Here is a 20331-nt window from a genome sequence, read left to right as displayed (position 1 = left end):
CAACCAGCCACTCCGCACCGGGGTGGGGTGGTTTGTCGACATGGCTCCAAGCGCGGTCGATCACCGCGCCAGGATGACCAACCGTAGTCAGATGATCGCACACCGTCCCTGCAACGACCGCATCGGGGCTACGGTTTCACGAGCCGGTCGTACGACGCGAACCAGACGAGTACGGCGTACGCCAGAACGGCCAGGGACCACGCGGGCACCGCATGCCCGAGTACGCCGGCCAGCACCGAGACAACCAGGCTCGGCAAGGCCCAGCCGAGGTACCACTTGAGCGGTGCGCGTCCGGCCAGTGCGGCGAAGACGCTGGTCAGCAGGTAGAGCGCCAGTCCGCCGAACAGGTACCAGCGGTCCGTGGCGTGCAGGCGTTCGGTCGCGTCCGGGATGAGCACACCGAGGCCGGACGCGATCGCCACGATCGCTGCGGTCACGCCGAGGTGCGCCGGCAGCGCCTGCCAGGGCTCCAGCGGCTTGGCGATGAGCGGTGCCGGAGTGAACCCGTACAGCGTGGTGAGCCGCCACAACTTCACCACGATCAGGAACGCGGCGAACGACGACGCGATGACAGCCCAGGTCCAGTCCAGCTCGGTGTTGGCGGCCACCACCTGCGCCAGTGCCTCACCGAGCACGATGATCACGAACAGCCCGAGCCGTTCGGTGAGGTGACCGCGCTCCACCTGCGCGACCGAGATCAGCGTCGGCGACGCGTCCGGCAGCCGGTCCGGCGAGACGCCCCGGCGGATCAGATGGGCCAGTTTGCGAGCGGTGCGCTTGTCCCGCTCGTCCTGCCGCCGCCGCGCGTTCTCGGTCATCCGCGCGACCGAGCGGGGATTCCGCGCGCCGAACATCGAGAAGACGAGGTCGACGGTGATCGCGAAACCCCACAGCCAGTAGGCGACCGTCTGCGGTACGAAGATCGAGGCGATCCACGGCGTCACCGCCACACTCTGCGTGGCGGGCCAGAACGTCACCACCTGCCCGTCCCGTGCCGCCGACCGAGCTGCGATCAGCCGGCACAGGACGAACGCGACGACGAAGACCGCCGTACGTCCATGAGGTACGTCGTCATGCTCGCCGGCCAGCAGCTCAGGCCAGACACCGGGCACTGCCGCGGCCATGATCGCGATGCCGAGCATGGTCCGCAGTACGGCGCGCTGCCGGGTCCGCTCCCCCGCCACGTTCGCGTAGACGCTGGTGGTCGTCCAGACGCTCCACACCGCGTAGTACAAGGCGGCACAAGCCGCGATCTGCCCGACACTCTCGGCACCATGCAACCGGTGCGCGATCTGCGCTGCAGCCGCCACCACAGTCAGGTCGAAGAACAGCTCCAACCAGCTGGCATGCCGTTCCTCAGCAGTCTCCGTCTGCTCGGTCACGGCGCTCACACTAAGCGTCAGGACGACAGAGCACGGGGATGTGACGTCGCGTAGACCTCGCGGAGTTTGTCGACGGTGACCAGCGTGTAGACCTGCGTGGTGGTGACGGACGCGTGGCCGAGGAGCTCTTGCACCACGCGGACGTCGGCACCACCGTCCAGCAGGTGGGTGGCGAACGAGTGGCGCAGCGTGTGCGGTGAGATCTCCTTCGCGATCCCCGCACGCTGTGCGGCCCGGCGCAGTACGGTCCATGCGCTCTGCCGCGACAACCGACCACCCCGCGCGTTGAGAAACAGCGCCGGCGTACCGCGCCCGCGCTGCACCAGATCCGGACGACCACGGACCTGGTACGCCGACAACGCGTCGCGGGCGTAGGACCCGACCGGGACGACCCGCTCCTTGCTGCCCTTGCCTCGCAACAGAACCGCACCGGCTTCCAGATCGATGTCGTCGACAGCCAGTCCGACCGCTTCAGAGATGCGGGCGCCGGTCCCGTACAGAAACTCCAGCAGCGCAGCGTCCCGCGTTGCGAGTACGGCGGGTTCCGCCTCGGCTCCTGCAGCCGCAGCGAGGATGCGCGTGACCTCGTCGACGGAGAGTGCCTTGGGCAACCGCTGCGGTGGCGCCGGCGGCTTCACCGCGGCCGCCGGATCCACAGCGGTCAGCCCTTCACGCCGACAGAACCGGTGAAAGCCCCGGACTGCGACCAGAGTGCGCCCGGCACTCGATGCGGTGAGCGGCGGGTGGTCCGCGTCGCCCTCCCGCAGCCGCATCAGGAAGTCACTCACCACTGCCTCGGTGACGCGGCCGAGATCGTCGATCCCGGCCGCCGCGAGGTAACCGTCGTACCGGCGCAGGTCACGCCGGTACGACGCCAGCGTGTTCGCGGCCAGGCCGCGCTCGACCGTGAGGTGGTCCAGGTACGCGCTGACCGCCCGGCCGATGCTCAGACCAGCACCTCGTCGAGCTTCAACTGCGGCAGGTCGTGCGCCTCGGCGACCGGGCCGTAGGTGACCTGGCCGTCGAAGGTGTTCAGACCGAGCGCGAGACTGTGGTCCCGCCGCAGCGCCTCCCGCCAACCCAGGTTCGCGAGCTCGACGGCGTACGGCAGGGTCACGTTGGTGAGTGCGTACGTCGAGGTGTTCGGGACCGCGCCGGGCATGTTCGCGACGCAGTAGAACAGCGAGTCGTGGACCTGGTACACGGGGTCGGCGTGCGTGGTCGGGTGCGAGTCCTCGAAGCAGCCGCCCTGGTCGATGGCGATGTCGACGAGCACGCTGCCCCGCTTCATCCGGCTGACCATGTCGTTGCTGACCAGCTTCGGTGCCTTCGCGCCTGGGACCAGCACCGCGCCGATCACCAGGTCCGCCTCGAGCACGGCCTTCTCGATCTCGAACGCGTTCGCGGCGATCGTCAGCAGATGCCCCTGGTAGATCCGGTCGGCCTCGCGCAGCCGCGCGATGTTGCGGTCGAACAACTGCACCTGCGCCTGCATGCCGAGGGCGATCGCGGCCGCGTTCATCCCGGCGACACCCGCGCCGATGATCACGACCCGCGCCGGGTGGACGCCGGAGACGCCACCCATCAGCACGCCGCGGCCACCGCCGCTGCGCATCAGGTGATAGGCACCCACCTGCGGGGCCAGCCGGCCGGCCACCTCGCTCATCGGCGCGAGCAGCGGCAGCGACCCGTCCGAGAGCTGGACCGTCTCGTACGCGATACCGGTGATCCCCGACGTCAGCAGCGCGTCGGTGCACTCGCGGCTGGCGGCCAGATGCAGGTAGGTGAACAGGACCTGGTCCTTGCGCATCCGGTGGTACTCCTCGGCCACCGGCTCCTTCACCTTGAGCACCAGCTCGGCCTCGGCCCAGACGTCGTCCGCGGTCGGCAGGATCCGTGCTCCGGCCGCCACGAACTCGTCATCGGGGATCAGTGAACCGGCCCCCGCATCCCGCTCGATCAGAACCTCGTGTCCGCTGCGCACGAACTCGTGCACACCGGCCGGGGTGATGGCCACCCGGTATTCGTGGTTCTTGACTTCCTTCGGAACTCCGACCTTCACAACTCGCCCTTCTTTCACATTCCAGGTGTGCGGCCCACGTCGTTGTGTCCGCGGCCCGGCGGTGAGGGGTGTGCTGCCAGGTCGCTGCCGAGTGTAAGCCCGCGAAGTTCATACCACCTGATCGGATGGTCTGATCGTGACACGACTCGCTGAATCGTTGCGCGGCGGTTCGGTTACACTCATGTAAGACGCCGTGGCACCCGGTGACGTTGACGCCGGAATCCCCTTTGCCCGCAGGCTTTGCGCAATCTTGACGCAATCTCCATTTCTGTCTTAACGCCAGTTTTGCACTGCCCCGAAGGGCGGACCTCCGCGCACCTGCGGTACCCCAGTTGAAACGCCCGTTGGAAGGTCGTGACATGGATCAGGAGATCGCTCTGCCGGGCGGCAACGTCGGTGGTGCCGTCCGCGTCGGCGACACCGTGCGGCGTGCCACCGGGCCGTGGACACCGGCCGTTCATGGGCTGCTCGACCACCTCGCCGCCGCCGGCCTGACCGGCGTACCTCGGGTCCACGGTTTCGACGACCGCGGACGCGAGATCCTCGATTTCCTGCCGGGTACGTCGTACGGCCCCGAGGTGCCCGATGACGTACTGGCCGACGCGATGCGATGGCTCGCGCAGTACCACCGTGTAGTCGCGTCGTACCGGCCTGTGGGCGAGGTCGTCTGGCGGACGAGTCGCGGTGAACTCGCGGCCGATCAGATCGTCTGCATGCACGACTACGGGTACTACAACTGGATCGGCACCGAGGACGGGTTCAGCGGCGTGATCGACTGGGACATGGCCGGCCCGGGCGTACCGCTGGACGACATCGCCTTCACCGCCTGGAACACCGCACCACTCGCGATGCCGATGGACCCCGCCTACCAGGCCGCCCGGCTGCGATTGATGGCGACGGCGTACGGCGGTGACGTGTTCACGCCACTGCAGATCCTCGAGGGCGCTCCGTTGCGCGCGCAACGGTCTGCCCGCGTCATCCGCGCCGGTCAACTGGCCGGCGATCCGGGCATGCTCAACCTCGCGACAGTCGGCGAACCGGAGCGCACCGAACACCGGCTGAAGGACCTGCAGCGACGGGTCCCGGAGATCGCCGCCCACCTTTGACGTGACAACCATCATTGACGCCCCCTCCGCGTCGTCGGGGATGCTTGACCATGGAGCCCGCCCGCCCCGGGTTGCACCCTGAGATCGGTCGACGAGAGGAGAACGACGTGGCGGTCGAACTGGGACGGTTCGGGGTCTGGCACGGATCGCTGCACTGGGGCCCGGAACTGGCGGCCGGGCTGGAGCAGGCCGGGTACGGGACCCTGTGGCTGGGCGCATCGCCCGAGGCGGACCTGCGCGACGCGGAAGTGTTGCTCGCATCAACGAGTTCGGTTGCTGTCGGCACCAGCATCGTGAACATGTGGAAGTCGCCGGCGGCGGAGGTGGCGGCGTCGTACCACCGGCTGGAGGACGAACATCCGGGGCGCTTCCTGCTCGGGGTCGGCATCGGCCACCCGGAGCGGACCGGCACGTACCGGTCTCCGTACGAGACGATCGTGAGCTACCTCGACGAGTTGGACGACGCGAAGGTGCCGGCCGACCGGCGAGCACTGGCCGCGCTCGGGCCGAAGGTACTGCAGCTGTCGGGCAGCCGGACGGCCGGCGCGCTGCCGTATCTGACCACGCCGGAGCACACCCGCGAAGCACGCCGGACCCTCGGCGGCGGGGTGCTGCTCGCGCCGGAGCAGATGATCGTGCTGGAGACCGACGACGAGATCGCGCGGTCCACGGCCCGCGACCGGCTGGCGTCGTACCTGCAGTTGAGCAACTACACCTCGAACTTCAAGCGGTTCGGGTTCACCGACCACGACATCGCCGACGGCGGCAGTGACCGGCTGGTCGACGCGATGGTGCTGCACGGTTCGGCGGTGGAGGTCGCGGAGGGTCTGAACGCGCATCTTGAGGCCGGTGCGGACCACGTCGCGATCCAGTTGCTGGGGCCCGAGGGGGTCGATCTGCTGCCCGGATACGAGGCGCTGGCAACGGTTCTCGGATAGGGGCCGACGGAGCCGTCCGACGACGCGCCTGTTCGCCGGACGGCACCCCTTGAATCCCGGCCGGAACGAGGGAACATCGGCAGTAGACGCACCACATCGTGCGGTGCGCTGTGGAGGTGTTTCCCCATGACTGAGCGACATGAGTTGCGTTGGGGCGGCTTCGCCGGACTGGCCTTCGTCGTCCTGGCTCTCCTGGGCAGATTCCTGCCCGGCACCCCTCCGACGGTCGGCGATTCGGACGGAACCATCACTGGCTGGCTGACCGACCACCGGAACTCGATCCTGATCGGCTCGCTGATGTGGTGCGCTGCGGCCGGGTTGATCATTTGGTTCGCCGCCGCGTTCGCCGAGGCGATGCGGGAGCGGGCCGAACGCAGTGACGTCCACCTGGCCCTGCTGGCCGGCTCGGTGCTGGTCGGCAGCGCGATCTTCGTGAACGCCGCACTGACCGGCGCGACCGCCTTCGGCGTCGACGGCCGGGACGCCGGTTTCTCCTTGATGCTGTTCGAGGTGACCGCGGTGATGACCACGATGATCGGGTTCGCCGCCGCGCTGCCGTTGGCCGCGGCAGGCATCGGCGTGTTGCGGACCCGGCTGATGCCGAACTGGCTCGGGTACCTGGGCCTGCTGGCCGCGGTGGTGTCCTTCGCCGGCGCCTTCGGGGTGTTCGTCTCCGACGGCACGTTCGTTGCCGGTGGCACCTTGATGACCACGGTCCCGTTGCTGCTGTCGTCGGTCTGGCTGGTCTGCGCCGGCGGCTACATGGTGCGCGAACACCTTCCGGAGGTGACCGCCGGCGAGGGTGTCGTACCGCAGACCTAAGTGCCTAGAGCATCCTGAAATCCGCGAAGTCGAACCCTGGTGAGACCACACAGGACACCAGGACAGGTTCGTCGCCGGCCGGACGTGCCGCTTGCCACGCGTCGGGTGGGATCACCACCTGGGGCTGCTGACCCAAGCGCACGTCCGGTCCCAGGGTGACTGCCTCGCCAGTCTCGGGGGTGTCGCCGTACTCGAGTGTCAATGGGCCGCCCGAGTGCCACAGCCAGATCTCCGCCGACCGGACCTGGTGCCAGCGCGACTCCTCGCCCGGCGCGAGCAGGAAGTAGATCGCGGTCGCACTGGCGCGCGTTCCGCCGTACCCCTCGGGCTCGAACTCCACCTCCGACCGCCACGTCTGTCGATACCAACCGCCCTCGGGATGCGGCTCCAGGCCCAGCAGTTCCGCCAACGCAGGCTTGTCCATGCGTTCATTCTCGGGCCGGCAAGGCTCGCACCGCGGCCACGTCGGCGTCGTCCAGCGATCGGACGAAGGGCCGGAGGACCTCGGCCTGATCGGCTCCGAGTTCCAGCGCCGCGCGCATCTGTTCCGCCACGAGTTCCGCGGCGTCCTTGGTCGGGTGATAGCGCGCCTGCACGCTGGCGACCAGACGCTTCCGGCCGAGCCTGGTCAGGATGGTGTGGGCCGGTACCGCGCCTTCGAGTTCGCCCGCGCCGCGCCTGATCCTGATGTCCACCACCTACATCTACAAGCGTTCTCCCCGCCTCCCTTTCGCCCGATGGGTGAATGCGGGGGTGAGCCGAAGATCAGCCTTGTGCGCTTGTGAACGGACCCGGAGACTCGGTGCTCCCAGTACGTCGGGTCCTTCGCGGAGCAGGTCACGGCCTTCGTTGCGGGCCTTGACGACGGCTTCGAGCGCGACCCGGCCGCGGGTCGTGGCCGGGTCGCCCTCGAGCTTGCCGACAACAGTCCCGGCGTGGACGTGGTCGACTCCCATCAGCCGGCACCACTTCGAGATCACCCGGAAGCTCACGGCGTCTTCTGCCGGGTGTACGTCGAGTGCCCGGCCCGGTGCAGGTGCAGCAGTACGCCGTTCTGTCGCGCCCAGTGCGCTATCGACTGCATTACGGTGTAGCCGATGGTCAGGTCGAGGCCGCCGCGGCAGGCCTCGTAGACGACCCGGCCGTAGTTGCGGGCGGACAGCCCGAGCTTCGGCTTGATGGTTGCCCCGAGCAACGGACGCCGGTACTTGTTCAGCAGTGGAATGACCCCGAATCTCTTATCGGATATATGAAATACTATGAGAGACACAGGCAGGCGTCAACCATCGGATAGACTGCGTCTACTAAACGCCGGGGCAGACGACGAAGGAGCGACCAGTGACACCTCCATCGCAGCGGTCCGCACGGATCCGCGACGACGAGCCGGCCGAGCGCCCCACCGGGGCCCCGCTGCCGGAGTCGGCCGTCTCCGAGGTCGTCTCCGGCATCGGTCCGAGGCTGCGTGCTTTGCGCGCGCGACTCGGCCTGTCGCTGCAGCAACTGGCCGAGCGCTCCGACGTGTCGCCGGCCGCGATTCACAAGGTGGAGCAGGGCACGATGGTTCCGACCATCACCACACTGCTCAAGCTGGCGGCGGCGTTCCAGGTGCCGGTCGCGCACTTCATCGACGAGACCGACGCTCCGGCCACGCCGGTGACGTTCACCCCCAAGGACCAGCGCCGGATCCACACCTCACACGATGGGGATGTGGTGCTCGGATCGATCTCCGCGGACTCCGGGCCGTTCGACCTGACGGCGAGTGTCATCGAGATCGCAGCGGGCGCACAGTCGGCCGAGGACGAACGGCGCTCGGCGGGCGAGACCCTGGTACATGTGCAGTCGGGTTCGCTGGAGCTGACGGTGGGAGCTCAGACCTACCGCCTCACCGCCGGAGACTCGCTGCACTTCCGCTCCGAGGAGAGCCACTCCTGGCGCACCCCGTCGGGACGCGCCACCAAGGCAGTGTGGGTGTCGCTCCCCGAACGCCGGAACTGATCGCCGCACCAGAGCGGAGCGGGCGTCCACAGGTCGGCCACGGGACGCCTGACATTGGTGCGCAGCGTCACCATCTCGACCAGGTCGAGCAGCCGGTTGGCGTAGTCCCACTCGTTGTCGTACCAGCCGAACACGCGGACAGCGTCGCCGTGCGACTCGATGTCTTGCAGGGACACGACCGCGGGTCGCCGATCACGTCGACCCCGAGCGACGACCACGGCAGGTCCCCGGGTGGTTCGCCCGCAGGACCAGGATCCGCCGGTCGCCGACTATCAGCTCGTCGTCGGTCGCCACCACCGGTACGCCGAGCCGGCCGTGCACCGTGTCGCCACGAACCTCAAGGCGACCGTGACGGGCAAGCCCGGTACGGCGCTGTTCGACCTCGCCCGTTCCCGGCTCGGATCCGAGCGCTCCGAAACCATCATGGTCGGCGATCGCCTGGACACCGACATCGCCGGCGCCAGTGCGGCCGGCGTGGACTCGATGCTCGTACTGGGCGGCGCCAGCACCCTGCGCGACCTGGTGTTCGCCGAGGACGACGCGCGACCGACGTACTTCGGCTTCGACCTCTCAGGTCTTCTCCAGCCGGGCTTGTGCCAGCGACCCGGACCCGACGACGCCGTCGAACTGTCATCCGACGGCGTGTTGTCGGTACGACGTCCCGTCGCGCGGCACCGGCTGCTTCGGGCAATCCTGCAGATCGGTCCGCCAGTCGAGTGCGAGGGCACCCGGGATGTGCCGGGCTGCGTGCGCGCTGGCGTTCTCGTCCACCTCGAAGACCACCACCGCGGGGTCGTCCAGCTGCTTCTCGAGCCAGTCGCCATCGACCAGCACATGCTCTCGGGCCTTACTCCTCTTTAGTTAGTGCGCTAACCGTTAGCGTACGCAAGATTGGTACACTCACGGTGTGGCCGAACGACAGACGAGACAGACCGACCTCGAGAACCCACTGGCACTCGAGCACCAGGTCTGCTTCGCCCTGGCGATCGCCGCCCGCAGCGTCATTGCCCTCTACCGGCCCGTCCTCGAGCCGATGGGGCTGACGCACCCGCAGTACCTCGTCATGCTGGCGCTCTGGGAGTTCGAGCCGGTCTCGGTCAAGGACCTGTCCGGGATGCTGCAGCTCGAGCCGGCGACGCTGTCCCCGCTGCTGAAGCGTCTCGAGAGCGCGGGCCTGCTGCGCCGCGATCGCGACAGCCGGGACGAGCGTTCACTCGCTGTCTCCCTGACGGAGAAGGGACGGGCACTCCGCAAGGAGGCCCTGAAGGTGCCGCCGGCAATCGTCGACCGCCTGGGCATGGACGTCGACGAGCTGATGCAACTCCACGAACGCCTGACCCGGGTCATCGCCGCCGCGAAGGAACCCAGCTGACCCGGCCCGGCCGGTCGGGCAGAATGCGGGAATGACCGAGCTTCCGTCCGAGTACCACCGCCGGCTTCCGTACGGCGAACGCCTGTCGGCCGACCCCTTGCTGGGTGGGCCGTTCTTTCCGTTCGAGGGAGATCTCCAGGTCGTCCCGCTGGCCGATCCGGTGTTGCCGGAACCGCCGAGGCGGGGTGAGGAGGGCGGCGAGCCGTGTCCGAAGTGTTCGGATCCGGACCGGTTCGCGATCTGGCGGGACGAGCAGTGGCAGCTGAAGACCTTCGAGCCGGGTGGGCTGCCGTTCGTCGCGATACTGGAGCCGGCGGAGCACTACCGGCTGGACGACATGCCACCCGAGCTGACCGCGACACTGGGGCCGGTGATCCAGCGGGTGGCGAACGCGATCCGGCGGATCGACGGCGTGGGGCGGACCCACTTCAGCCGGTGGGGTGACGGGAGCGAGCATTTCCATCTGTGGTTCCTGGCGCGGCCGCTCGGGATGATGCAGCTGCGCGGGGCGATGATCGCGGCCTGGGACGACATGCTGCCGAAGATCCCCGCCGAGGAACTCGAGGCCAACGCGCGGCTGGTCGCCGCCGCCCTGGTGGAGGACGGCGGCGAAGCCATGGGCATCGGCCTGGAGCTGACTACCTGACGCCGAGCGACCGGGCGATGAGGATGTCGGTCTTGCGCTGTGGGGTGCCGTCGACCGGTGCCGGGTCGTCCGGTGTCGGTACGACGCCACCGGCCGCGACGCGGTCCAGGACCTTCAGGCCGAGCCGGTCCACGGACCCGAAGACGGTGTAGTCGGGGCGCAGTCGCGAGTCCGCGAACACGAGGAAGAACTGGCTGCCGTTCGTGTCCGGACCGGCGTTGGCCATCGCAACGGTCCCGCGCGCGTAGACCTTGCTGGTCCCGGTCGGGTCGGTCGGCCAGTTCGGCAGATCGGTCGGCAACTCGTCCTTGTAGGAGTAGCCGGGTCCGCCTTCGCCGGTGCCGCTCGGGTCACCGCACTGCAGGACCTGGAGAGTCGGGTACAGCGTGAGGCGGTGGCACGTGGTGAAGTCGTAGAACCGGCTCTTGGCCAGGTGCAGGAAGCTCTGCACGGTGCATGGTGCCTTGGCACGATCCAGCGACAGCAGCATCGGACCCTGGTTGGTCGCGACCACGACCTTCACGATGCCTTTGTCCGGCGTGTGCTTCGGGTCCGGCGGCAGCGAGACAGGCCGCGCGGGCGGGTCGTCCGGCGTACTCGTGTAGCCGCAAGGGCCATTCGTGCTCGGTGGTGCCGCGCTCGCTGGACCCGTGGCGACGAGCAAGGACGTGACGGTCAGCGTTGCGCAGGCGATCACACTCGCGAGTCTCATGGTCAATCCCCTCAGGCGGTGGCCAGTGTGAAGATCCGCAGGTCGCGGTTCTCCGGAAGCGTGATGCTGACCGGGACCTTCGTCAAGGTCACAGGCGCGGTCGCGAAGATGTGCGTGCTGACGTTGTCCCGGCCCCCGCCGGCCTCGTTGCGGTACGGCGTGGTCGCGACGATCACGTTGCCGAAGTGGACCGTGTCGCCACCCCCGCCGAGGGTCCAGTCGCTGAAGGACAGGTCGAGCTGGCTGGTGGTGCCATCGGAGTAGTTCAGCGTCGCGGTGCCCTCCTGGTTGCCGTTGACCGCGCTGCCGACGAACGACAGCTTCGTGGTACCGGCCGGGACGTCCAGGTTGAGTAGTTGCCCGTCGGCCGGGACGTTGTCCGGATCTCCGGTCGGTACGTCGGGCCAGGTGAAGCTCAAGCCCTGCACAGTGGTCGCACCGCCGGGCACCAGCCCGGCCGCAGCCAGCGCCTGTCGCGAATAGCTCACGCCCCCACCATCGAAGTCGGCCTCGGTGTGGTCGCCAGTGTCGTCGGAGATGGCGACACCCTCGCGCAGTACGAAGAACGAGTTGGGTTGGCCGACGACCACGGTGAAGCCGACCTGCGGAAGTGGCGTGTCATCGGCTGCCTTCATCGACACGGTCACCGGATAGCGGCCGTTGGGTGTGCCGGCGGCCGCCGTGATCATCACGGGTGCGCTGCCGTCCTGGTCCACGTGGAAAGTGCCGCTGGCTGGCGAGGCAGTGAGCCCGGTGGGGGTTGTGACTGTGTAGGTGACGTCCTGCGCCGTCCCACTGAGCCGGTGTGCCTTCAGCGCGATCGGTGCGCTGGTGGTGCCGGGGGCAACGACCACTCGGCTCGTGTCGGTTGAGGTCTGGAACGGGATCTCACCGGTCCGCCACGATGGCGGTGCGTCTGCCGCGCTTGCACCCCAGCTCGTATTGGGGGTGTTGCCTACCTGGAAGTCGAGGGTGCCTCCGCGTTGCACGAACGACTCGGGCAGCCACGGCTTGGTCGTCGTACGTCCGTTCACCTTCAGGGACTGCACGTAGTGCGCGTCCGCGCCGGGAGCGTTGATGCGGATCGTTCGGCCGCCGTCGCGGTGGACGACAGCGCGCGGGAACAGTGGCGCCGCGACCTGCAGTTCCGCGCGGCTCGGTACGTCGGGGTAGAGGCCGAGCGCGGTCCACACGTACCAGGACGACATCGCGCCGAGGTCGTCGTTGCCGGGGATGCCACCCGTGCTGGTGTTCCACAGCTGGTTCATTGCCTGGCGCAACGTTTCTTGCGTCTGGTACGGCTTGCCGGTGTAGTTGTAGATCCACGGCGTGTTGATCGACGGCTCGTTGTCCATCTCGGCGTGCAACTCGCCCGCGCCGGTCAGCGCCCACGTGCCGTCCGGGTTCTTGAAGAACGCATCCAGCCGCTGGTTGGTCTTGTCCACGCCACCTATCGCGTCAACCAGCCCAGCCCGGTTGTGCGGGATCATCCAGGTGTACTGCGCACTGCTCCCCTCGGCGAACCCATCACCCGTCGACGGCGTGAACGCGGGCCATGCGCCGTTCTCGTCCCGGTTCTGGATGTAGCCGCCGTTCTCCGGGTTGAACACGTTCTGCCAGTACTGCGACCTGTCCAGGAAGCGCTGGTACGTCGCCTTGTCGCCGGTGCGCTGAGCCAGTTGGGCCAGGGCGAAGTCGGCGGTGACGTCCTCGAGCGTCTCGACCGCACCGCCCCACGCGTTCGACTTGGTCGGGACGTAGTGCAGCGCGAGGTACTTGTCGAGCGACGGCCGCTGCCCGATCGACATCACCGGCTTGCCGGCCGAACTCAGGTCCTTCTCGGTCGGGACGGTCGCTGCCTTCACCAAAGACTTGAGCGCCGCCCGGGCGTCGAAGTTCGTGCCACCGAAGGCGTAGATCCCTGCGACCGCGGGAGCGGACGGGTCGCCGGTCATGACCGACGTACTCCCGGACGCGTGCGTCCAGCGATCCCAGATCCCACCGTTCTGCGACGCCTGGTTGAGCAAGGACTGCGCGATGTCGCCGGCCTTGCGTGGCTCGAGCAACGTGAGCAGTTGCAACTGGGAGCGGTAGACGTCCCAGCCGGAGAAGGTCGCGTACTGCGCCTGCTGGCCGTGGGCGAGGCGATGCGGCTTCTGGTCGAACCCCCAGTACTGGCCGTTGACGTCGCTGAACACATTCGGGTGCAGCAGGGCGTGGTAGAGCGCGGTGTAGAAGGTGGTGCGCTGGTCCGCGGTCCCGCCGGTGATCTCGATCCGGCTGAGTTGCTTCCGCCACGCCTGCTTGGCCTTGGCGGCCGTCGCCGAGACCGACGTACCGCGTGGGTTCTCGGCTCGCAGGTTTGCCAGCGCGTTCGCTGTGCTCACGTAGGAGATGCCGATGCGCATCGTCACCTTGCTGCTGTCGAACCCGACGTACCCGCCGGAGCCCTTGTCCGGCGGCATCCAGCCGTCGACGCCGTACGACGTACCGCCGTAGGCGCTGGTGCTGCCTGGGGTGACGGTGGTGTCGGTCCAGGTGCCCTGGTTCTTGAAGGGCTGGTCGAACTCGGCGACGAAGTGCAGGGTGTAGTAGCTGCGGCGGCCGACACTGGCGAGATAGCCGCAGAAGTTGCCGCTGGTCACCGATCCGGAGACTGTTCGCCTGGCCGGGTCGATGCTGATGTCCGCGTCGCTGGAGCCGACCTCGGAGTTCGACGTACGGAACAGCAGCGTCTTCGCCGTGTCCGCGGGGAACGTGAACGCGGCCGAGCCGGTGCGCGTGGTCGCGCTCAACTCGGCGGTCGCGCCCGAGTCGAGGCCCACCTTGTAGTAGCCCGGCTTGGCGACCTCGTTGGCGTGGTCGAACGTACTGGCGTAGATCGCGTCCTTCGCGTCGGACTGCGGCGAGCTGGTCACGTCACCGACGTACGGGAAGATCGGGATGTCGCCCGATCCGCCGGCGCAGCCGGTGCCACTCATGTGCGTGAGGCTGAACCCGCGGATCGTGGTGGCGGAGTACAGATATCCACCGGGCGCGGCCGTGCGATACGCATTGCCCCGACTCGTCTCCGGGCTGAACGAGAACATCCCGAACGGCGTCACCGCTCCCGGGAACACATCCCCAAGATTCGACGTACCGATCAAAGGATCCACATGCTCAACCGGATCCCCCGACACCACCGCGATCCGGCTACTCCCGACCTCCTCCGGGACTCGGAGCGTGGTGGGATCAGGCGGCGGTGAAGGCATCGCCTGGGCGGCTGGAGCAACCCCGACGACCAGGACACCGGTAACGAACACAGACAGGACAGAACGACGCATGGGCGGACCCCTTGGGCGGAGGAGGTGACATCGTTGTCAGCAACAAATACCCCGGCCGCTCCCGCCGGTCAACCCCCGGCAGGTTCCGGAACCAGGGGGTCGCTAGCGGGTTATGTCACGCCTGACCGGAAGATGTCCCGGCATCCGTCAAACAACCCGCCAGCGGGCCTACCGGTCCTTGGGCGGCCAGGGGGTGTCGGCGGGGCGAAGGGAGTCGAGGCCGGGGCCGTTGAGGGCGGTCCAGGCGGCTAGGGAGCCCATCACGAGGATGGGGTTGTGGAGGTGGCCGGCCAGGGCGGCGCCAACGACGTCGACCAAGGGGGCCCAGACGGTCTCCATGTCCGCCTCCTCGTGGCGGCGTTCGAAGGCGTCGGGGGCCTCGGACAGGTCGCGGGCCAGGAAGATGCGGACTGCTTCGTCGGTGAGGCCGGGTGAGGTGAACGCGTCGACGAGCACCCGCCAGTCGGCGGCCTTCGTGCCGGTCTCCTCCCACAGCTCCCGCTCCGCACCGAGCCGGTACTGCTCACCTTGTACGTCGAGCAGCCCCGCAGGCGGCTCGAGCAGCCGGTAGCCGACCGGGTGACGGTACTGGCGGACCAGCAGCATCCGGTTGGTACCGTCCAGGGCCACCACCCCGACGGCGCCGGGGTGGACGACCACATCACGGACGAACGAGTCGCGTCCGACCGGCTGCACGGTGTCCCGCCGTACCGAGATCACCCGGCCGGTCTGGTGCACCACCTCGGACGAGGAGACCGGCCACCGCTCGGGGACGTCCTCCAGCCCGCCGCCGAACCGCAGCTCGGGGTGCTCCTTCATCGAGCCTTGACCGCTTCGGGCTTGGCCTTGGCCGTGGGCTTCTTGGCGACAGCGGGCTCCTCGACGGGCAGTCGGGACTCGCGCTGGCGGACGAGCGCCGCGGCGACCAGGCCGGAGAACAGCGGGTGCGGCTTGGTCGGCCGGGACCGCAGCTCGGGGTGAGCCTGGGTGGCGACGAAGTACGGATGCTGCGACCGGTCCAGCTCGATGAACTCGACCAGCTCGTTGTCCGGCGACAGTCCGCTGAACACCAGGCCGGCAGTCTCCAGCTTGTCCCGGTACGCGTTGTTCACCTCGTACCGGTGCCGGTGCCGCTCCTGCACCGACGGAGCGCCGTACAGGTCGCGGACGATCGAGCCGTCGGCCAGGTTCGCCGGGTAGAGGCCGAGCCGCATGGTGCCACCGAGGTCGCCGGAGCCGGAGACGATGTGCTTCTGCTCCTCCATCGTCGCGATCACCGGCTGCTCGGCATCCGGGTCGAACTCGCTGGAGTTCGCCTCTACCAAGCCGGCCAGATCGCGGGCCACCTCGATCACCATGCACTGCAGGCCGAGGCACAGGCCGAGGATCGGGATGCCCTGCTCACGGGCGTACCGGATCGCGCCGATCTTGCCCTCGATACCGCGGACGCCGAAGCCACCCGGAATGCAGACCGCGTCGACGTCACCGAGCAACCGCGCGGCCGCCTCGGGGGTGGCGCACTCGTCGGAGGCGATCCAGCGCAGGTTCACCCGCGCGTCGTTGTCGAAGCCGCCGGCCCGCAGCGCCTCCGCGACCGAGAGGTACGCGTCCGGCAGGTCGATGTACTTGCCGACGAGCGCGACCGTGACGTCGTCCTTCGGGTGGTGCACGACCCGCAGCAACTCGTCCCAGCGGGTCCAGTCGACATCGCGGAACGGCAGGTTCAGCCGGCGTACGACGTACGCGTCGAGACCCTCGGTGTGCAGGACCTTGGGGATGTCGTAGATGCTCGGCGAGTCGACGGCCGCGACCACGGCCTCCTGGTCGACGTCGCACATCAGCGAGATCTTCCGCTTCACGCCGTCCGGGATCGGCCGGTCGGCGCGGCAGACGACCGCGTCCGGGGCGATACCGATCGAGCGCAGCGCGGCGACCGAGTGCTGGGTGGGCTTGGTCTTCAGCTCACCGCTGGGCGCCAGGTACGGGATCAGGGAGATGTGCAGGAAGAAGACGTTGTCCCGGCCGACGTCGTGGCGGACCTGCCGGGCCGCCTCCAGGAACGGCAGCGACTCGATATCGCCGACGGTGCCGCCGATCTCGTGCAGGACGACGTCGACATCGGCGCCGGCCATCGCCAGCATCCGTTCCTTGATCTCGTTGGTGATGTGCGGGATGACCTGCACGGTGTCGCCGAGGTACTCACCGCGGCGCTCCTTGGCGATCACGCTGGAGTAGACCTGGCCGGTCGTGACGTTGGCGACCTGGGACAGGTCGCGGTCGAGGAATCGCTCGTAGTGCCCGATGTCCAGGTCGGTCTCGGCGCCGTCGTTGGTGACGAACACCTCGCCGTGCTGGAACGGGTTCATGGTGCCGGGATCCACGTTGAGATACGGATCCAGCTTCTGCATGGTGACCCGGATGCCCCGTGCCGTCAGCAGACTGCCGAGGCTTGACGCTGTCAGCCCCTTGCCGAGGCTGGACGCCACACCACCGGTGACGAAAACGTGCTTGGTCTGCTGGGAGTTCGAAGCCCTGTCCACGGGCCTTCAGCCTACCTGCTGTCAAGGGCTGGTCGAAACGAGACCCGCATAGATGTCGAGCAGATTCTTCGCCACGGCGTCCTCGTCCGGCCATCTGGCGGCCAACTCCCGGCCCCGCGTCCGCATAGCGTTCGCCGTGTCGGGCTCCGCCAGCACCGCCCGGACCCCGTCGGCCAGCCCGTCCGCATCCCCGGTGAACGCCAGTACGGCGCTGTCGCCGACCAGCTCGGGTACGCCGCCCACCGCCGTAGCCACCACCGGTACGCCCACCTGCATCGCCTCCTGGAGGACCAGAGCACGGGCCTCCCAGTGGGAGGTGAGCAGGAAGACGTCGGCCGCGCCGAGGAGGTCAGCCACGTCGGACCGGTGTCCCAGCAGCCGCACCGGCAGTCGCTCAGCGTCGATCCGCGCCTGCAGGTTGTCACGCAGCGGTCCGTCGCCCACAACCACGAACACGGCATCCGGAGTGGACTCGTGCACCCGGGCAGCCACGGTGAGCAGAGTCGGATAGTCCTTCTGCGGCGCCAGGCGACCCACAGTGACCACGAGAGGCTGGTCACCGAGTCCGAGTGCCTGACGTACGTCGGCGGCCGGCGTACGGACCTCTGGGATCGCTGGAGCCGCGACGGGCGCCAGCCGAGCCTGGCGAGCGCCCAGGCTCTTCGCCAGGTCCACCAGGTCGGTAGAGGCTCCTAGAGTCAGGTCCGCGCCCTTGGCCACGAGCCGCTGGCCCAGCCGCATGACCAGTCCACGCGGTCCGGGTGCGATCACCGCGTTGTGCCAGGTGACCACCAGCGGCCGCAGCCGGGAGCGGTCCCGCAGCGCAGCCATCCCGGCGCGGTAGCCGTGCGCGTGGATCACATCGGACCCGCGGAGTGCGGGCGCCTGGGTCACGACCGTGGCAGCGCCGAAGTCGAAGTGCTCCGCGGTACCAGGCGGTGCACAGACCACCACCTCGTGGCCAGCCGCCACGAACCGCGGTACGAGTGAGGCGACGTGCTGCCCGATGCCACCCCGCGACTCCGCGAGCAGCAGGCCGATCCTCATTGCGTCTCCTCTACGAGATTCCGACGGAGCAGTGCGCGGGTGCCTGCGCGATCCAGGACCACCGCGACCGCGGCGTACACGATGACGACGGCCAGGCCGGAGAGGATCGCGAACACGACTGCCTTCCCCACTCCGGCGTCTCCGGACGGCAACGACACGGCCCAGCCCGCAGCACCGGCAAGCACAGCACCGATCAGCGCTGCCAGCGTGGCACGCGTCAATCCGGCGAGCACATCAGCGCCAGCCTCCCGGCGCAGGACGACCAGCAGCACGATCGCTCCGGCCACCATTCCGATCGACATGGCAGCCGCCAAGGCAGGCACGGCATCCCAGGACGCCGTCAGCACCACACCGGACAAGGCCACGAGCACCCACGCGGCAGAAGTCACCACCGCGACCTCACGACCGGAGTGCCGCGCGTAGAGGATCCGGCCGACATGCATGAGGACTGCGAATCCGATGGCAGCGGGCGCAAAAGCGAACAACGCGTTGGCCAGCGAGGCCGCTCTCGACTCCTGCACCGCACCGTCGTCGTACGCGAAGATCCGCGCGACCGGGATCGCCGTACCGACGAGCAAGGCGGCTCCGGCTCCACCGGCAAGCATGACTGCCCGGGTCGACGCCGCGGCGTACGTCTCGAACCGCTCCCCCGCGTCGAAGGCCGCAGCGAGTCGTGGGAACACCGCTGTGGTGATCGGGACTGCCAGTACGGCGTACGGCAGCAGGTAGATCGCGTTCGCCCACGAGTAGACGGCGATGCTGCCCGCAACGCCTCTGTGGTTGGCCAGATAGGTGGTGACGACGAACGTGAGTTGCTGCGCGATCAGTACGGCGAGACCGGCGAGCGCGAGCCTCCGCAGCACCGGACCGACGCCAGGATCCAGCCAGAGTGTCAGCTTGATCGGCAGGCGCATCCAGAGCATCGGGATCAGCACGGTGAGGGCGAGCGCGGCCACACCGGCCGTAGTCCCCCACGCCAGCAGATTGGTGGCATCAGTGGAGGCCGCGTCCGCGTCGGGAGCCGCGGCCGCGAACAGGAGGTAGGTGGCAACGACCACGAGGCTCGAGATCAGCGGCGCCAACGCGGCGGCCGCGAAACGCTTGTGGGATTGGAGAACCGCGGTCGCGATCACGGCGATCGCGTAGCCGAACACCTGCGGCACGAAGATCACCAGCATGCGGGTCGCTGTCGCGGTCGAGCCGCCACAGTCCGTGCCCGGGTCCAGCATCGCGTCGGTGTAGGTGGACGCCAGCACCCACGACAGCACAGCGAACGGCGCCAGCAGCAGAAGGGACCAGGACAGCAGCGCACCGATGATCCGGCCCTGTGCGACACGATCGCCGCGCGTGACCGGGCCGGCCAGCACCGGGATCACCGCACCGGCCAGAGCTCCACCGGCGACGACCTCGAAGAGGATGTTCGGAAGCTGGTTGGCGGTCGCATAGGCCTCGGCCAGGCAGCCCGCACCGACAGTCTTCGAGAACACCAGCCAGCGGCCGAATCCCACTACCCGCGCCAGCACGGTCACCGCGGCGATCAGCAGTGCGGCGCGGGCGACCCGACCGCCCGTGCTCACCTGGGTCGTCGGCCCCACTGGTCGATCTTGTCCAGCACCGGGTTCTCCGCGATGACCTTGGTGAAGCTGACCTTCTCGCTGGCCAGGTTCAGGGCGACGACCGCAGCCAGCGCGAGCGTCTTCAACGGCCGCGGCAACGACGCGGCGAGCGCCGTCCCGGTGATCGCGCCCAGGCCGTTCGCACCGCAGTCGCCGAGCATCGAGCGCTCACCCAGGTCGGAAGGCGCCGAGACCACGGCCGCACCGACGACTGCGCCGGCCGGTCCGTTCACGGCCGCCAGCGGAGCGTTCACCGCGGCGACGGCCTTCAGCGCGCGGCCGGGCCGTAGGTCGAGCAGGTTCGTCAGGTTCGCCGTACCCGCGATCAAGGCGCCGTCGGCAACAACACCGGCCAGCGCCTTCACCCCGGTCGACTTCCGCGGCAGCAATGCGGCGGCGGCCAGACCGGCCGCACCGACGCCGAGGATCTTGACCGCGCCGCTGGTCACCTCACCGCGCTTCAACGCGCTGAGGTGGCCTCGGAAGCCCTTGGCCTGCGTGGTCCCGCGCAGGTCGTCGTACGCACCGACCGCGCCGGAGACCGATCCCGCGAGGATCGCGGCGGCCTTCACCTTGCCTGGCGTCTTCCCAGCCGCGGCTACGCCGGCCAACGCGCCGAGGACCGCGATCGGGCCCTCCAGCAGCGTGACCGATTCGCCCCGGTGGTTGGTCCGCTCGAACGGCTCCCGGTTCTCCTTGGGCAGTTTCTCCGCGGCACGCTCGAGCGCAGCGGTGGCGGCTGCCGCGACGGCAGCGCTCAGAATTCCCAC

The 20331-nt window shown here is 68.7% G+C and carries 19 protein-coding genes and 1 pseudogene; 7 read left to right on the top strand and 13 right to left on the bottom strand.

Annotated features, from left to right (window positions below; genetic code table 11):
- Window positions 1-128 precede the first annotated feature (128 nt).
- From E0H75_RS41850 to ald, 3 genes are read right to left on the bottom strand one after another with little or no spacing between them, the layout of a single operon-like run.
- Window positions 129-1382, bottom strand: a complete 1254-nt coding sequence (locus E0H75_RS41850; protein ID WP_165554469.1) for a low temperature requirement protein A — start codon at window positions 1380-1382, stop codon at window positions 129-131.
- A gap of 17 nt (window positions 1383-1399) precedes the next feature.
- Entirely contained in the window at window positions 1400-2332 is a 933-nt protein-coding gene (gene xerD / locus E0H75_RS41845; RefSeq protein WP_131519330.1) for a site-specific tyrosine recombinase XerD, read from the bottom strand.
- Window positions 2329-3444: an alanine dehydrogenase gene (gene ald / locus E0H75_RS41840; RefSeq protein WP_131519294.1), complete on the bottom strand. Its 1116-nt coding sequence runs from the start codon at window positions 3442-3444 to the stop codon at window positions 2329-2331. The genes xerD and ald overlap by 4 nt, the downstream gene beginning before the upstream one ends.
- A gap of 359 nt (window positions 3445-3803) precedes the next feature.
- Between ald and E0H75_RS41835 the strand changes: the two genes are divergently transcribed.
- The 3 genes from E0H75_RS41835 to E0H75_RS41825 all read left to right on the top strand — a co-directional run bounded on the left by E0H75_RS41835 (window position 3804) and on the right by E0H75_RS41825 (window position 6310).
- On the top strand, window positions 3804-4550 hold the full coding sequence (locus tag E0H75_RS41835) for a phosphotransferase (RefSeq protein WP_131519293.1): 747 nt from the start codon (window positions 3804-3806) through the stop codon (window positions 4548-4550).
- 107 nt (window positions 4551-4657) lie between these two features.
- Window positions 4658-5488: an LLM class F420-dependent oxidoreductase gene (locus E0H75_RS41830; protein WP_131519292.1), complete on the top strand. Its 831-nt coding sequence runs from the start codon at window positions 4658-4660 to the stop codon at window positions 5486-5488.
- 126 nt (window positions 5489-5614) lie between these two features.
- Entirely contained in the window at window positions 5615-6310 is a 696-nt protein-coding gene (locus E0H75_RS41825; protein WP_131519291.1) for a DUF4386 family protein, read from the top strand.
- 4 nt (window positions 6311-6314) lie between these two features.
- Here the strand turns inward: E0H75_RS41825 and E0H75_RS41820 are convergent, their stop codons facing one another.
- The 3 genes and pseudogenes from E0H75_RS41820 to E0H75_RS45195 all read right to left on the bottom strand — a co-directional run bounded on the left by E0H75_RS41820 (window position 6315) and on the right by E0H75_RS45195 (window position 7580).
- Window positions 6315-6734: a cupin domain-containing protein gene (locus E0H75_RS41820; protein WP_131519290.1), complete on the bottom strand. Its 420-nt coding sequence runs from the start codon at window positions 6732-6734 to the stop codon at window positions 6315-6317.
- A 4-nt stretch (window positions 6735-6738) separates the two neighbouring features.
- Window positions 6739-7005 (bottom strand): hypothetical protein, encoded by a 267-nt coding sequence (locus tag E0H75_RS41815; protein WP_131519289.1) that lies wholly within the window; start codon window positions 7003-7005, stop codon window positions 6739-6741.
- 9 nt (window positions 7006-7014) lie between these two features.
- A pseudogene (locus E0H75_RS45195) lies at window positions 7015-7580 on the bottom strand (RuBisCO large subunit C-terminal-like domain-containing protein).
- Between the two features lie 68 nt (window positions 7581-7648).
- On the opposite strand from E0H75_RS45195, the gene E0H75_RS41805 reads away from it, so the two are divergent.
- The 4 genes from E0H75_RS41805 (at window position 7649) to E0H75_RS41790 (ending at window position 10323) form a co-directional block, all read left to right on the top strand.
- Entirely contained in the window at window positions 7649-8305 is a 657-nt protein-coding gene (locus E0H75_RS41805; protein WP_131519288.1) for a helix-turn-helix domain-containing protein, read from the top strand.
- Window positions 8306-8536: 231 nt separating this feature from the next.
- The gene (locus E0H75_RS44510; protein WP_238163589.1) at window positions 8537-9166 is read left to right on the top strand and encodes an HAD hydrolase-like protein; all 630 of its coding nucleotides are present in this window, start codon (window positions 8537-8539) and stop codon (window positions 9164-9166) included.
- A gap of 46 nt (window positions 9167-9212) precedes the next feature.
- Window positions 9213-9677 carry a MarR family winged helix-turn-helix transcriptional regulator gene (locus E0H75_RS41795; RefSeq protein ID WP_131519286.1) on the top strand — a complete coding sequence of 155 codons (465 nt, stop codon included), beginning with the start codon at window positions 9213-9215 and terminating at the stop codon, window positions 9675-9677.
- 31 nt (window positions 9678-9708) lie between these two features.
- Window positions 9709-10323 carry an HIT family protein gene (locus E0H75_RS41790; RefSeq protein ID WP_131519285.1) on the top strand — a complete coding sequence of 205 codons (615 nt, stop codon included), beginning with the start codon at window positions 9709-9711 and terminating at the stop codon, window positions 10321-10323.
- Here the strand turns inward: E0H75_RS41790 and E0H75_RS41785 are convergent.
- From E0H75_RS41785 to E0H75_RS41755, 7 genes are all read right to left on the bottom strand, one after another.
- Window positions 10316-11035 (bottom strand): peptidylprolyl isomerase, encoded by a 720-nt coding sequence (locus E0H75_RS41785; protein ID WP_131519284.1) that lies wholly within the window; start codon window positions 11033-11035, stop codon window positions 10316-10318. The two genes, E0H75_RS41790 and E0H75_RS41785, sit on opposite strands and share 8 nt — an antisense overlap.
- Before the next feature lie 11 nt (window positions 11036-11046).
- On the bottom strand, window positions 11047-14358 hold the full coding sequence (locus E0H75_RS41780) for a GH92 family glycosyl hydrolase (protein ID WP_131519283.1): 3312 nt from the start codon (window positions 14356-14358) through the stop codon (window positions 11047-11049).
- A 168-nt stretch (window positions 14359-14526) separates the two neighbouring features.
- Complete coding sequence (locus tag E0H75_RS41775) at window positions 14527-15177, bottom strand: NUDIX domain-containing protein (protein ID WP_131519282.1); 651 nt, start codon at window positions 15175-15177, stop codon at window positions 14527-14529.
- Entirely contained in the window at window positions 15174-16898 is a 1725-nt protein-coding gene (locus tag E0H75_RS41770; protein WP_131519281.1) for a CTP synthase, read from the bottom strand. The genes E0H75_RS41775 and E0H75_RS41770 overlap by 4 nt, the downstream gene beginning before the upstream one ends.
- 21 nt (window positions 16899-16919) lie before the next feature.
- The gene (locus tag E0H75_RS41765) at window positions 16920-17945 is read right to left on the bottom strand and encodes a glycosyltransferase family 4 protein (RefSeq protein ID WP_131519280.1); all 1026 of its coding nucleotides are present in this window, start codon (window positions 17943-17945) and stop codon (window positions 16920-16922) included.
- A complete protein-coding gene (gene murJ / locus E0H75_RS41760) occupies window positions 17942-19540 on the bottom strand; it encodes a murein biosynthesis integral membrane protein MurJ (RefSeq protein WP_238163588.1) in 1599 nt (532 codons plus the stop codon). Before murJ ends, E0H75_RS41765 begins: the two co-directional genes overlap by 4 nt.
- On the bottom strand, window positions 19519-20331 hold the full coding sequence (locus tag E0H75_RS41755; RefSeq protein ID WP_131519279.1) for a hypothetical protein: 813 nt from the start codon (window positions 20329-20331) through the stop codon (window positions 19519-19521). The genes murJ and E0H75_RS41755 overlap by 22 nt, the downstream gene beginning before the upstream one ends.

Origin of the sequence: Kribbella capetownensis (assembly GCF_004331485.1) — a bacterium.
Taxonomy (GTDB): Bacteria; Actinomycetota; Actinomycetes; order Propionibacteriales; family Kribbellaceae; genus Kribbella; species Kribbella capetownensis.
Note: the sequence above shows the minus strand (reverse complement) of the source record. Positions and strands in the feature narration are given on the sequence as shown.

What these genes read in the sequence shown, in the direction of transcription:
- E0H75_RS41835 (WP_131519293.1), top strand. Translation starts at nt 3,804, where the DNA reads ATGGATCAGGAGATCGCTCTGCCGGGCGGCAACGTCGGTGGTGCCGTC.
- E0H75_RS41825 (WP_131519291.1), top strand. Translation starts at nt 5,615, where the DNA reads ATGACTGAGCGACATGAGTTGCGTTGGGGCGGCTTCGCCGGACTGGCC.
- E0H75_RS41820 (WP_131519290.1), bottom strand. Translation starts at nt 6,734, where the DNA reads ATGGACAAGCCTGCGTTGGCGGAACTGCTGGGCCTGGAGCCGCATCCC.
- E0H75_RS41790 (WP_131519285.1), top strand. Translation starts at nt 9,709, where the DNA reads ATGACCGAGCTTCCGTCCGAGTACCACCGCCGGCTTCCGTACGGCGAA.
- E0H75_RS41785 (WP_131519284.1), bottom strand. Translation starts at nt 11,035, where the DNA reads ATGAGACTCGCGAGTGTGATCGCCTGCGCAACGCTGACCGTCACGTCC.
- E0H75_RS41780 (WP_131519283.1), bottom strand. Translation starts at nt 14,358, where the DNA reads ATGCGTCGTTCTGTCCTGTCTGTGTTCGTTACCGGTGTCCTGGTCGTC.
- E0H75_RS41775 (WP_131519282.1), bottom strand. Translation starts at nt 15,177, where the DNA reads ATGAAGGAGCACCCCGAGCTGCGGTTCGGCGGCGGGCTGGAGGACGTC.
- E0H75_RS41765 (WP_131519280.1), bottom strand. Translation starts at nt 17,945, where the DNA reads ATGAGGATCGGCCTGCTGCTCGCGGAGTCGCGGGGTGGCATCGGGCAG.